The sequence below is a fragment of the Mesorhizobium sp. M5C.F.Ca.ET.164.01.1.1 genome, from assembly GCF_004792125.1.
GTDB lineage: Bacteria > Pseudomonadota > Alphaproteobacteria > Rhizobiales > Rhizobiaceae > Mesorhizobium > Mesorhizobium wenxiniae.
This window is the reverse complement of sequence record NZ_SRTG01000001.1, coordinates 3,172,808-3,187,640: the sequence shown is the minus strand read 5'-3', so window position 1 is coordinate 3,187,640 and position 14,833 is coordinate 3,172,808. Positions and strand designations below refer to the sequence as shown.

Genomic DNA, 14,833 nt, shown 5'->3' with positions numbered 1-14,833 from the left:
GTCGGGTTGTCCAGGCCGATCTTGTCCGCCGTCACCGTGCCGGAGATCGGCCCTGTCCGGCCCTTCAGATCGAAGGCGTCCGAGTGCAATGCCAGGGTGAGCCCCTCGACCTTAGCTAGACTGGTGGCGGCCGAAGGCAGAACAGCGGAGATATCGAGCTTCGGCTGCATGCCCTGCCCCGCGACCTCCACCGACAGCGCCTGCAACTCGAGATTGATCGGGCTCTCGGTGCTGCCAAGCGCCATCGGCAGGCTCGGGCCGGTCGAGGCGAGGTCGAGCGCAAAATCGCTGGCGCCGTTCGGGTTGATGGTGCCGGCGGCCTTGCCGGAAATTTTGTTACCGGCAAGCATCGCGTGGTCGATGGCAATGCCACCGGCGGAGGAGTAGCTGCCTGCCGCATCGAAGGTGAGCGGCCCGAGCCCCGCCTGGCGGGTCTGGCTGGTCTCAGCGCCGCTGAGCTGCGCATTGAAACGAATGTTGGGGGCTGCCGACGGTCCCGTCACTTTCGCTGTTCCGCCGAGCGAGCCCGCGGCGTCGAGACCGGATGAAAAATCATTGGCAAGGGCGGCCGGCAATGCGGAGAACTCTGCCGCGAGGTCGAGCGTCGGGCCGGCGGTGCCGGACACGGTCACCGATCCGCCGCCGACATCGAGCATCAGCTTCTCGATGCTGGCCGTGCCATTGGCAATGCTCAGGGTCGACGGCTGCGCGATCGCTGCCTTGATGCCGCGAATGGTCGCGTCACCAGAAGCGATCTCGACGCTTGTCGTGCCGTCGGCGATCTTCACCCTGCCTTCGGCCCTGGCCGGAATGTCCTTGACGGTGGCGCCGCCGGAAAACCCTGTCCAGTCGCCGTCGCGGGTGAGATCGACATCGATGCCGCTGATGATTGTCGTTCCCGATGTGACCGTATCGGCCTTGATCGTGCCAGAGATCGCCGGGGCCTTGAGATAGTTGGCGACCAGCGCGTTGACGGCGATGGTCTTCGCCGCCAGATCGCCGCGCGAAATAGACCCGCTCGTCGCATCGACGACGACTGCCGGCGCGCCGCCATCATTCGAGAAGGCGATCGTGCCACGCACGTCGCCGTTAGCTTCTTCCAGCGCCAGGGCTGCGAGCGGACTGATATCGGGCAGATCCAGCGCCACCGTGCCGAGCGGCAGGAATCTATCGTCGAGAGCAAGATCGCCCGAAACTTTGTTGTCGCCCAGCGACAGGCTTAGTCCGTTTATGGACCGCTTTCCCTGGCGCGTTACCAGCGACGCCTTGAAATCGAGTGGCTCGTCATTGACGGATCCGGTGAGCGAGATATCGGCGGCCGGGCTGGCGATGTCGCCCTTCCCCGTCGCGGTGAGCTTTAGCCCTGTGATTTCTCGCGCCGCCACCGAAAGCCGGTCGCTGTCGACCGTCAGCGACAGGTCCGGCGCTGTACCGGCGCCCTGCGCGTTCAGCGCGAACGTTATGGCGCCCTTGGCATCCCCGGACAGAAGCGAGATGTCGGCCAGCGCGCCCTTGACGTCGGCGCTGACCTTGTTGTCGGCGAGGCTGGCCTGCCCGTCGGCGCTGAATGCACCTGATACCAGCCTGATGGCGTTGGCGGTGATATTGCCATTGGCGTCGCGCTTCAGTGCCGCGCTGAGCTGCGTCCGCTCGGCGAGCACGCCGCGCACTGCCGCCGGCAATGCTGCGGAAGCCGCAACCGCCTTAAGGTTGAGATCGATGGCGCCGTCGGCCAGCGAGACCCTTCCATTAAAGCCGCTGTCTAGTGCCTCGCTTGTCACCGAGCCGCTGTCGATGACGATGGTATCGGCAGCGAGATCGCCGGCGACCTTGGCAGTGATCCTGCCGGCGAGCAGCGGCGCGATGGTCGGGTTGTCCAGGCCGATCTTGTCCGCCGTCACCGTGCCGGAGATCGGCCCTGTCCGGCCCTTCAGATCGAAGGCGTCCGAGTGCAATGCCAGGGTGAGCCCCTCGACCTTAGCTAGACTGGTGGCGGCCGAAGGCAGAACAGCGGAGATATCGAGCTTCGGCTGCATGCCCTGCCCCGCGACCTCCACCGACAGCGCCTGCAACTCGAGATTGATCGGGCTCTCGGTGCTGCCAAGCGCCATCGGCAGGCTCGGGCCGGTCGAGGCGAGGTCGAGCGCAAAATCGCTGGCGCCGTTCGGGTTGATGGTGCCGGCGGCCTTGCCGGAAATTTTGTTACCGGCAAGCATCGCGTGGTCGATGGCAATGCCACCGGCGGAGGAGTAGCTGCCTGCCGCATCGAAGGTGAGCGGCCCGAGCCCCGCCTGGCGGGTCTGGCTGGTCTCAGCGCCGCTGAGCTGCGCATTGAAACGAATGTTGGGGGCTGCCGACGGTCCCGTCACTTTCGCTGTTCCGCCGAGCGAGCCCGCGGCGTCGAGACCGGATGAAAAATCATTGGCAAGGGCGGCCGGCAATGCGGAGAACTCTGCCGCGAGGTCGAGCGTCGGGCCGGCGGTGCCGGACACGGTCACCGATCCGCCGCCGACATCGAGCATCAGCTTCTCGATGCTGGCCGTGCCATTGGCAATGCTCAGGGTCGACGGCTGCGCGATCGCTGCCTTGATGCCGCGAATGGTCGCGTCACCAGAAGCGATCTCGACGCTTGTCGTGCCGTCGGCGATCTTCACCCTGCCTTCGGCCGTGGCCGGAATGTCCTTGACGGTGGCGCCGCCGGAAAACCCGGTCCAGTCGCCGTCGCGGGTGAGATCGACATCGATGCCGCTGATGATTGTCGTTCCCGATGTGACCGTATCGGCCTTGATCGTGCCAGAGATCGCCGGGGCCTTGAGATAGTTGGCGACCAGCGCGTTGACGGCGATGGTCTTCGCCGCCAGATCGCCGCGCGAAATAGACCCGCTCGTCGCATCGACGGCGACTGCCGGCGCGCCGCCATCATTCGAGAAGGCGATCGTGCCACGCACGTCGCCTGCCGCCGTCTGCCCGGCAAGCGCGGCCAGCGGGCCTATATCGGCCGCTTCGAGTGTCAGCGTGCCGAGCGGCAGCAAGCTGTCGTCGAGAGCGAGATCGCCCGAGACCTTGTTGTCGCCCAGCGACAGGCTAAACCCGTTGAGGGAACGCTTTCCGTCACGCGTGACCAACGATGCCCTGAGATCGAGCGGCTGGTCGTTAACGGACCCGGTCAGTGAGACATCGGCGACGGGATTGGCAATGTCGGCCTTGCCGGTGGCCGCCAGCTTGATCGTCTTGACCGTACGGCCAGACGCCGTCAGGCTGTCGCTGTCGGCCGAGACCGAGAAATCCGGCGCCGTGCGCGCGCCGCTCGCCGTCAGCGCGAAATCGACGGCCCCGCCGACCGCTACGCCAACCATCGGCGACAGCACCGAAACGTCGCCGAGTGTGCCCTTGATGTCGGTCTGGATGTCGGTGCCCGTCGCGCTGGCGGTGCCGCTGGCGCTGAGCGAGCCCGAAGTGAATTGCAGTGCATTGGCGGCAAATGAACCTTGCGGGTCGCGGGTCGCTGTCGCCGAGAATGTCACACGCTCGCCGAGAACCGAGCGGATCTGCGGCGGCAGCGCCGTCGAGACGGCATCGGCATTCATCTTGAGCGTCATTGCCAAATCGGCCAGCGTCACCCTGGACGTCACAGAGGCATTGAGCGCATCGCTGCGCAGCGTGCCTTGATCGACGACGATCTCGTCCTTGCTGACCGACCCGGTGAGATCAGCGGTCACCCTGCCGGTCACCAGCGGCGCCAGCGTCGCCACGTCGGTGTTCAGGCCGCCGGCCGCAAGCTTGATGGTGACCGGTCCGCTGCGGTCCTGGATATCGAAGCCGTCGGAATGGATTTCAGCCGCCAGATCGTCCACCCGCGTGCCGCCCGCCACCACCGAGACCAGAGACGCGCCGATGTCGACTATCGGCGCCTTGCCGCCGCCGAACGCGCGGGCCGTGGCGCCGGTGATCGCGACGGTCACCGGCTGCGCCGCAGTGCCGAGGCTGAGTACGATCGGCGGGCCCTTGGCGGCGAGCTCCACCGAAAGGTCGCTGGCGCCGTTGGGGTCGATGATGCCCGCGGCCGTGCCATGCACGGCATCGCTGTCGATGCTGGCGCGCTCGACTTCGACGCCGCCCGTCACGATCGCGGTTCCGGCAAGGTCGAAACTGGTCTTGCCGGCAAACAAGGATTTCAGATTGTCGGGCAAGAAGCGCTGGAAATCGCCATCGCCCTTTGCCTCGACATAGTTGCCCTTGTCGGTGAGCTGGCGGCGACCGGTGAGCTGGGTGACGATCTGGCCGTCGACGACGAAGGTACCGATGCCGCTCCAGTTGGCGACCGGCCCCGTGCCGGTGACGACGACGTTGATCGGCGGCGCATCCGGCAATTTGAGCAGATTGGCGATGATGCCGCCGGCCGGCTCGGATGCCTTCAGATCGAGATCGAGCTTGTTGTCGGCGGGCGCAAAATGGATGTTGGCGTCGACCTTGCCTTGCTTGCCGTCGTGGCGGGTGATGTTGAGGCTGGTTTCTAGCGCCAATGGCGCCGCGTCGGCCTTGAACGCCCCCTTGGCCGCGAGCTCTGCAATACCGCTGCCGGCCAGAGCCTGCCCAAGCGCGATTTCTGGCAGGTCGATCTGCTTGATGTCGAGCGACACCGGCAGCGTGGTGGCGCCACCCCGGCTCGGTTGCGTGCCGGCCACCGGCAGCCGCGCCAGCTCGATGCGATCGGCGGCGATGCGGCCGGCGCTGAAGTTTTTCGACAGAAGCGCCAGCGGCGACCAGTCGACGGCCACCTTGCGCGCCACCAGCCAGGCGCCCTGGCGATCCTCCAGCACGACATGATCGACAGTCAGCGCGCCGGACCAGATGCCGTCGATGCCGCTGACCGTGACCTTCCGGTCATCGGTTGACGCCACGGTCGAGATGATGCCGGCGAGATTGTCGCGGCCGCGCTCGGTCTTGGTCAGCACGACGAGCGCACCGACCACCGCCGCCACTAGGATGAGCAGCGTGTAAAGGACAATGCGAAGGATGCGCTTGAACATTGTCATCAGAACGCCTGGCCGATGCCGGCATAGATGCCGAAATGCGGGTCATCGGGACCCCGATTGAGCGGCACCGCCGCATCGATGCGCAGCGGTCCGAACGGCGTAATATAGCGCAGGCCGACGCCGGTGCCGACCTTCATGCCAGAAAAATCCGGGAATTGATTGGTCGAGACGGTGCCGACATCGACGAACGGCACGACACCGATCGTGTCGGTGATGGCGATGCGCATCTCGACCGAGGTCTCGAAGAAGGATAACCCCCCGGTCGGCTCTCCGTCGATGTCCTTGGGACCGATGCCCTGATAGGCATAACCGCGCACCGAGCCGCCGCCGCCGGAATAGAAGCGTCGGTCGGCCGGAACATCCTGAAGGCCGGCACCGATGATCGAGCCGATGGCGACACGTTCGGCCAAGACGAACTTCGAGGCCGCGTCGAGCGACTGATAGGCCGATCCTTCGCCCCTCAGCTTGACGAAGGCCGCACCGTTCAAAATGTCGTAGCTCGGCTCGGCATAGGCCAGCGCCCTGAATCCCGTCGTCGGGTTGAGCCGGCTGTCGCGGTTGTCGAAGACATATCGCAGCGGAACGCTGGCGATCAGATAGGTGTGCTTGCCGAAGGAATCGGTGATCTTCGAATAGTCGAGCGCGACTTCCGCGGAAACCGTCTGCTGTCTGTCGAGTTCATAAGACAGGCCTGTGTTGCCCTTGACCGAGAAATGGTCGTAGGCGTCGGGATGCTCTAATACGGTGCTGACGCCGGCGAAGAATTTCGACGCCGGCCCGACCACACCCGGCTTTTCGAACATGATGCCGGCATTGTAGTTGAGCTCGGTCAGCTCATTGCTGCCGATACCGCTGATTGCGCCCTCGATGCGCAGCTTTTCGGCACGGCCGAACAGGTTGCGGTGGCCCCAATAGCCTTCAAGGCCGAGCCCCTCGGTGTTGGAGAAGGTGCCGCCAAGGCCGAAATACCGCGGCTTGCGCTCGCTCACTTCGACGCCGATCGGGATGTTGCCGTCGGCGTCGAGACCGTCGGCCTCCTTCAGCGTCACGCTGTTGAAGACTTCCAGCCCGAGCAGACGGTCGCGCGCTTCGTCGATCTCTTCCGGAGAATATTGGCGGCCGCGCTTCAGGCCGGTCATATATTCGGTGAAATCGCGGTCGACCTTTTCGGTGCCCTCGACCGTGGTGTCGCCGTAGCCGGCAATCGGCCCGGCGGCCACGGTCAGCGTCACGTCGAGCGTCGAGGTAGCGTGGTCGGCAACGATCTCGCGGGCCGTCACCTTGGCCAGCGGCCTGCCTTCCTCTTTGAGCGCCCGCACGATAGACGCCTCGGCCTTGAGCACGGCACCGGAACCCGCATCGCCGCCGGCGATCAGGCCGAAATCGGCGCCCGCCAGCCCCGCCGCATCGCCCGCCAACCTAATATCGCCAAGCGTGAATTTCGGCCCGATCGCAATGTTGATCACCACCGGAATCGGCTGCGGACCCGAAAATTCGGCGTCGGGCGGCAAATCGTCGAGCGGCTTGCCTTCAATGGTGATGGTGACGACGCCCTCGTAGCGGGCGTCCGCGTAAAGTGCGGCGACAAGCTGATCGCGGTCGCCACGCGCCTTGGCCAGCAGGCCGAGCGAACCGGAGACTGGACGTTCTTCGTCGTCCTTCAGCGCCGAGGCGTTTTCGAGCTTCTCGGCGAGATCCTCGTCGGCGTCGGGCGCCTCTATGGTTACCGCATAGCGCAGCGGATCGACGATGTCGGCGTCTTCATCCTCCGACGATCCCCACAGCTTGATGCCGAAGATCTCGAAAGCGGCCGCATTTCCGCTCGCGGCAACCAATGCGGTCGAGCATAGCAAGGAGAAAAGCAAGGCGAGCGAAAACACGCGCCGTGGCGCGGTTCCTCCCGACATCTGCCTTTCATACGCCGACATTACAACTCTACCCTAACTCCCAAAGCTAAAATTGGAATGAAGTTCTGAATTGCTCGTAAAGGGGCCACAATCCAATTGTCTGAAATGGACAGGGCTTGGAATTCACACCTTCTGCGTCGCCGCAAGAATGCGTGATCCCTGTCCTATGGAGGTACTACCGGTCATTGGCCGGAAAGGAAACCGTTGGCAGGCGGAACCTGCCGCGTTCTCGTGTTGACAAGCGTGACTGAGCTTGAACATGTCTGGACGTAACGCAAAGCAGTGTCTGGAGGGGTGTTATGGCAATGCGCGTGGCTCGTGGTCTGTCGACTCTTTTTCTTCTGTTTTTCGCCTGGGGCAGTGTCGCGCAAGCGGCCGAAGCACGCCGGGTGGTGACATCGGACAATTCCGATTATTTCGGCTTTGATCTCAGATCCGACCAGAATGTCAGCCTCGACCAGTGCAGGACGACATGTCTCGGCGATCCCGCATGTCGCGCCTTCACGTACAACCCCAAGGCCAAATGGTGTTTTCTCAAATCCGACTTTAACACGCTGAAATCCTTCAACGGCGCCGTCGCCGGCAAGGTCGTCAACATCGAAGGCGACCCCGATATCGGCGCGCCGCCGGACCTCGCCTTCTTCCCCGCCTGGATGGCCGACCAGGCCCAGCAATACCGCAACAGGCTCACAGGCCCGGCCTACACCAAGCCCACCGAAGGGTTGACGGCTCTGAGGGAAGCGGCCGAACAGGCGTCGCTGACCGGCGACCACCGCTCGGCCATGCAGAAATACGAGGCTTTGGTTTCGGTATCGCCCGATGATGGCCAGCTCTGGTTCGAACTGGCGCAGGAAACGCTCGCCGTCCAGCCGACCGCCAACAGCGCGGAGGCGTCTACCCTGCCTGCGAACGCCACCTCCGCCGGCTTCAACGCCTACAAATTGCTGCGCACCGCCAAGACGCGCGCCGACGTTCTGGCGCTGCTCGGCGCCGCGCTCGATCGCCGCGACCTCGCCCGGCCCGCCCTGCAGGCTTACGAAGCGAGCCTCGCGCTGGTCAATTCTCCGGCGGTCAAGGCCGATTATGAAGACTTGAAAGCGCGCAAGGGCTTTCGCGTCATCGATCACACGGTCGAAGCCGACACCAGTGCGCCGCGCATCTGCGCGCAGTTTTCCGAGGATCTGGTCAATACCGGCGTCGACTATTCGCAATTCGTCACCGTCGACAACGCCGCTTCCAAGGGCGTCGAGGCCAAGGATAAGCAGATCTGCGTCGAGGGGCTCGAGCACGGCCAGCATTACGACGTGACCTTCCGCCCCGGCCTGCCGGCCGCCATCGGCGAGGTGATCACCACCCCGGTGGTGCTGTCGATTTATGTGCAGGACCGCGCCCCGTCCGCCCGTTTCACCGGCGACAGCTTCGTGCTGCCTGCCGGCGCGCGCCGCGGTATTCCGGTCGTCACCGTCAACATGAACGCCGCCGAAATGAAGCTCTATCGCATCGGCGACCGCTCGCTGACCCAGCTTCTGTCCGGCTACCAGTTCCTGCGCCAGCTTGACGGCTATGACATCTCCAACATTTCCGATCAGATGGGCGAGCCGGTCTGGCAAGGCCAGCTCGACATCGCCAACGACCTGAACAAGGAAGTCACCACCTCCTTCCCGGTCGACGAAGCACTGCCGCAGCGCAAGCCCGGCGTCTATGTGCTGACCGCGCAACCGGTCGACGAGAATGACAACGACTATGATTCGCGCGCCACGCAATGGTTCGTCGTCTCCGATATCGGCCTGTCGACCTATACCGGACAGGATGGGCTGAACGTCTTTGCCCGTTCGCTCGGAACCGCCAAGCCGATATCAGGTGCTGAACTGACGCTGCTCGCCAGGAACAACGAAATCCTCGGCACCGCGACCACGGACGCGGAAGGCCGCGCCGTCTTCAACCCCGGACTGACGCGCGGCGACGGCGGCATGGTCCCGGCCGTGCTGACAGCCAAGCAAGGTGACAGCGACTTCGTCTTCCTCGACATGGGCCGCGCCGGCTTCGACCTTTCCGATCGTGGCGTCACCGGGCGTCCGGCGCCGGGCGCACTCGACGTCTATGCCTGGACCGAACGCGGCATCTACCGCGCCGGCGAGGACGTCCACGTCGCGGCGCTTGCCCGCGACGGCGCCGCCAAGGCCGTCGAGAACCTGCCGCTGACCTTCATCTTCACCCGTCCCGACGGCGTCGAGAACCGCCGCATCGTCAGCGACGGCGCATCGGCCGGCGGCCATGCCGTCGACCTGCCGCTCGAACCCAACGCCATGCGCGGCACCTGGACGGTGGCGATCCACACCGACCCCAAGCAGGCGGCGGTCGCCAGCCAGATGTTCCTGGTCGAGGATTTCGTGCCGGATCGCATCGAGTTGGACCTGTCCTCCGACAAGCAGGAGATCGCGCAGGGCGAAACTGCCAATGTCACCGTCGACGGCCGCTTCCTTTATGGCGCGCCGGCCGCCGGGCTGGCGCTCGAAGGCGAACTAACGCTGTCGACCACCCGTGACTGGGACCGCTTCAAGGGCTATTCCTTCGGCCTCGCCGACGAGCAGTCGGCGGAACCGTCAGTCACGCCGTTCACCGATCTGCCGGTGGTCGGTGAGGACGGCAAGGCGACCTTCCCGGTTTCCGCCGACCAGTTGCCCTCGACCACCAAACTCGTCGATGCCAAGATTACGGTCAGGATGCGCGAGACCGGCGGCCGCGCCGTCGAGCGCTCGCTCAACATCGGCGTCCGGCCGCAGGGCCACATGATCGGCATCCGCCCGGATTTCGACGGCGACGAGGTGCCGCAAGGCGGCACGGCGAAGTTCAGCCTGATTGCGGTCGACCCCGACGGCAGGCGCGAGGCGCTGCAGGGCGCGCAATGGTCGCTGGTCAAGGTCGAACGCAATTACCAATGGTACCGCTCAAGCAATTCCTGGAACTATGAGCCAGTCACCTTCACCAAGTCGGTGGCCAACGGCCAGGTCGACCTGACCGCCGACGGCGATGCCACCGTCTCGCTGCCGGTCGACTGGGGCCGCTATCGGCTTGAGATCGAGACATCGGACCCGGAAGGCCCGGCGACCAGCTACGAATTCGACGCCGGCTGGTATGTCAGCTCCACCACAACCGAAACGCCTGACGGCCTCGAAATCGCCCTCGACAAGGACAACTACGCGGCGGGCGAAGTGGCCAAACTAAAAGTGTCGCCGCATTTTGCCGGCGAGCTGCTCGTCACCATCGGCGCCGACAAGCTCTTGAAAACCGTCACCGCCAGCGTGCCGGCAGATGGCAGCACCATCGACATCCCGGTCGGCGACGACTGGGGCGCCGGCGCCTATGTCACGGCAACGCTGTTCAGGCCGGGCGATGCGCAGGAAACGCGCATGCCGGCGCGCGCCATCGGCGTCAAATGGCTGAAGGTCGATCCGGGTTCCAAGAAGCTCGCCGTCACCCTGACGCCGCCGGACAAGACCATGCCGCGCCAGCAGCTGTCGATCCCGGTCTCCGTGGCCGGCGTGCAGCCGGGTGCCAACGCCTATGTCATGGTCGCGGCCGTCGATGTCGGCATCCTCAACCTGACCAATTACAAGGTGCCGGATCCTGAGACCTGGTTCTTCGGCCAGCGCATGCTCGGCCTTGAGGTACGCGACCTCTACGGCCGTCTGATCGACGGCTCGCTGGGCACGTCAGGCAAGCTGCGCACCGGCGGCGACGGCGCCAACATACAATCGCAAGGCAGCCCGCCGACCGAAAAGCTGGTCGCCTTCTTCTCCGGTCCGGTCCCGCTCGACGCCGACGGCAAGGCGCGGATCGACTTCGACATCCCGCAATTCAACGGCACCGTGCGCGTCATGGCCGTCTCCTGGACCAAGGACGGGGTCGGCCATGCCCGGTCCGACGTGATCGTGCGCGATCCGGTGGTGATCACCGCCGGCCTGCCGCGATTCCTGGCGCCTGAAGATTCGGCCGTCATGCGGCTCGACGTCACCGACGCCGACGGCCCGGAGGGCGACTATGCACTGTCGATAAACACCACCGCCAATCTTTCGACCGGCAGTGCCGCCCTGCCCGAAAAGCTGACGCTCGCCGAGGGTAAGCGGCAGACGCTGACCGTGCCGCTGATCGCTGAAACGCCGGGTAACGCCTCGATCACCATCAAGCTCGCCCATGCCGACGGCACCGCTGTCGAGCAGACGCTGTATGTTCCGGTGCGCCCGGCGCAATTGCCGGTGACCACCCGCATGGTGGTCGACCTCAAGGGCAATGGCGGGTCACTGCGCGTCGACAAGGAGCTCCTGGCGGCAAGCGTGCTCGACGGCGCTTCGGTCAGCGTCGGCGTTTCGCAGGCGGCGGCCTTCGACGTGCCGTCGCTCCTGATGACGCTCGACCGCTACCCCTATGGCTGCGCCGAGCAGACCACCAGCCGCGCCATGCCGCTTCTCTATGTCAACGAGATGGCCTCGGGAGTCGGCATGGCCAGCGACGCCGACCTGCACGGCCGCATCCAGGACGCCATCTACAAGGTGCTGAGCTACCAAGCCTCGGCCGGCAGCTTCGGCCTGTGGGGCCCGGGCTCCGGCGACCTGTGGCTCGACGCCTATGTCACCGACTTCCTGACCCGGGCGCGCGAGCAGAAATACGACGTGCCGACCCAGGCGATGAACCAGGCGCTGAGCAATCTGCAAAACGCAATCGGCTACGACCAGGACGTCAAGGATCGCGGCAGCCAGATCGCCTATGCGCTCTATGTACTGGCCCGCAACAAGAAGGCCTCGATCGGCGATCTGCGCTACTATGCCGACACCCAGCTCGAAGCCTTCACGAGCCCGATGGCCGTTGCCCAATTGGCGGCGGGCCTGGCACTCTACGGCGACACGCAGCGCTCGGAAGCGACGTTCCAGGCGGCATTGCAACTGGCCAATTCGAGCTCAGCATATGACTACTATAGGTCCGATTATGGCTCGCCGCTGCGCGACGGCGCAGCGATGCTGGCGCTTGCCGCCGAATCGAAGCCGGTGCCGACGATCGTGCCGGCGTTGATCAAGCGGGTGACGCAGGAACGCGCCGCCGTCAGATGGACCAGCACGCAGGACGAGTCCTGGATGCTGCTGGCGGCCCGTGCACTGAAGGCCGGCAACGATTCGATCGCGCTGACCATCAACGGCGCGCCGCATGCCGGCGCGTATTCGGACCAGATCGCCGGGAGCGACATTGCCAACAGCCCGCTGACCGTCGCCAACACCGGCAGCAACCCGCTTCAGGCGGTCGTCACCACGGTGGCCTCGCCGATCCAGCCGCTGCCGGCCAGCGGCAACGGCTTCACCATCGGCCGCACCTACTACAAGCTCGACGGCACCGAAGCCAATGTCACGGAGGCGACCCAGAACGAACGCTATGTCGTCGTGCTCAATATCTACGAGCAGAACAAGTGGCCGTCACGGCTTGTGATCACCGATCTGCTGCCGGCCGGCTTCGAAATCGACAATCCGGGCCTAGTTTCCAGCGCCCAGTTGTCGAACTTCTCGTGGCTGGCTCAGACCAACGCCGCCCATCTCGAATTCCGCGACGACCGATTCGTCGCGGCCTTCAATCCGAACGATGGCGACGGCGACCGCAACTTCACGCTCGCCTATGTCGTGCGCGCGGTGACGCCGGGCACCTATGCCCATCCGGCTGCAACGGTCGAGGACATGTACCGGCCGCAATATTCGGCCCGCACCGCGACCGGGATGATGGAGGTCAAGGCGCCGTAAGGCGCCGATGGTGGCGAACATGTTCTCCCGAAAAATCCTGCGCCGTTCGGCCATCGCCGCCGCCTCCCTCGCCGGCTTTGCAGCAATCGCCGCGGGCGGGCTTTGGCAGCTCGACCGCGCCTTTCCGCCGCCGCTGCCGGCCGAACTCACCGTGTCGACCGAAGTTCAGGACCGCAACGGCCAGCTGTTGCGCGCCTTCGCCACGCCGGACGGCTATTGGCGGCTCGCCACCCGCCTCGACCAGGTCGACAAGCAGCTCGTCGACATGCTGGTGACTTACGAGGACAAGCGTTTCTGGGACCATGAAGGCGTCGACGTGCTGGCGCTGGCCCGCGCCGCCGGCCAGTTCTTAAACACTGGCCGTATCGTCTCCGGCGGCTCGACGCTGTCGATGCAACTCGCCCGGCTGGCAGAGCCGCGCGACAGCCGCAGCCTAGGCTCGAAGATCAAGCAGATGCTGCGCGCCCTACAGATCGAGCAGCGGCTTACCAAGCGCGAGATCCTCGAACGCTATTTGACGCTGGCGCCCTATGGCGGCAACCTCGAAGGCGTGCGCGCCGCCTCGCTGGCTTATTTCGGCAAGGAGCCGAAGCGGCTGACGGTCTCGGAGGCGGCCCTGCTTGTCGCCTTGCCGCAATTGCCAGAAAAGCGCCGGCCCGACCGCAACCTCGCAATCGCTCATGCCGCCCGCGACCGGGTGCTGGCGCGCATGGTTTCATCGGGCCTGCTCGGCGAGCGCGAGGCCGCACGTGCCGCGCTCGACGACGTTTCAGGCGTCCGCCGCACGCTGCCGGCGCTCGCCGCTCACGCCGCCTACGCGGCGCTTTCCAAGACCGGCCCCGGCCAGAAGCTACAACTGACGATCCGCAAAAGCGTCCAGGAAGGGCTGGAACAGGTGGCCAGGGATGCCGCCGCCAGGCTCGGCCCCCGCCTATCCGTCGCCATGGTGCTGGCCGACGCCCGCACCGGTGACATCCTCGGCGAGGTCGGCTCTGCCAACTATTTCGACGCCAGCCGCTCCGGCTGGATCGACATGACCAGAATAGTCCGCTCGCCCGGTTCGACGTTGAAACCGTTCATCTACGGGCTCGCCTTCGAACAGGGATTGGTCGCGCAGGAAACGCTGATCGACGACAGTCCGACGGATTTTTCCGGCTACCGGCCGAAGAATTTCGACATGGGCTACCAGGGCGACGTCAGCATCCGGCAGGCGCTGCAACTGTCGCTCAACGTGCCGGCGATCAGTGTGCTCGACGCGGTCGGGCCGGCGCGGCTGCTCGCGCGCTTCCGGCAGGCCGGCGTCACGCCGATCCTGCCCGTCAACAAGGCGCCGGGCCTCGCCATCGGCCTTGGCGGCGTCGGCGTGACGCTGCGCGACCTCGTCCAGCTCTATGTCGGGCTTGCCAATGGCGGCAAGGCACACACGCTGCATGACGGCACCGAGCCGGCGAATGCCGAACGCTCCCCAGCTATCATCCTTGACGATCAGGCGAACTGGCAGATCACCGACATATTGTCGGGCGTCAAGCCGCCCGAGGGTGCCGCCCGGCGCGGCATCGCCTACAAGACCGGCACCTCCTACGGCTACCGCGATGCCTGGTCGGTCGGCTTCGACGGGCGCTACGTGCTGGGCGTCTGGGTCGGCCGTCCCGATGCCGGCGCGGTGCCTGGCCTGTCCGGCTATGTCTCGGCCGCACCGATCCTGTTCGAGGGCTTTGTCCGCTCCGGCCTGGCTCCCGTGCCGCTGCCAGGCCAGCCGGCCGGCGTCACCAGACCCAGGCGCGACGATCTGCCGGTGACATTGGAGCGTTTCGGTTCTGGCGCCGACGGGCTTGTCCAGGCGACGCCGACCGAGCCTGCGCCGACGATCATCTTTCCGCCCGACGGCGCCCGCGTCGATCTCGGCACCACCGCCGCCAGGGCCTCGCCGCTTGTGCTGAAGCTGCAAGGCGGCCGCGCCCCGTTCCGCTGGCTGGCCAATGGCAAGCCGCTGGTCGGCATCGACCGGCGGCGCAGCGCGACCTGGCAGCCGGACGGCGCCGGCTATTCGACCCTGACCGTGATCGACGCGGTCGGGCGCGCGGCCAGCGTGAAAGTATTCGTTGAATAG

The 14,833-nt window shown here is 65.5% G+C and carries 4 protein-coding genes; 2 read left to right on the top strand and 2 right to left on the bottom strand.

Annotated elements, in window-relative coordinates; all coding sequences use genetic code 11:
* Positions 1-5,036 (bottom strand): translocation/assembly module TamB (locus EN807_RS15720; protein WP_246684117.1); only part of this gene is annotated, 5,036 nt, incomplete at its 3' end.
* The gene (locus EN807_RS15715) at positions 5,036-6,964 is read right to left on the bottom strand and encodes an autotransporter assembly complex family protein (protein ID WP_135935582.1); all 1,929 of its coding nucleotides are present in this window, start codon (positions 6,962-6,964) and stop codon (positions 5,036-5,038) included. The genes EN807_RS15715 and EN807_RS15720, both read right to left, overlap by 1 nt.
* Positions 6,965-7,242: 278 nt before the next feature.
* On the opposite strand from EN807_RS15715, the gene EN807_RS15710 reads away from it, so the two are divergent.
* Complete coding sequence (locus tag EN807_RS15710; RefSeq protein WP_135935581.1) at positions 7,243-12,723, top strand: alpha-2-macroglobulin family protein; 5,481 nt, start codon at positions 7,243-7,245, stop codon at positions 12,721-12,723.
* A 19-nt stretch (positions 12,724-12,742) separates the two neighbouring features.
* A complete protein-coding gene (pbpC, locus tag EN807_RS15705; RefSeq protein WP_135935580.1) occupies positions 12,743-14,833 on the top strand; it encodes a penicillin-binding protein 1C in 2,091 nt (696 codons plus the stop codon).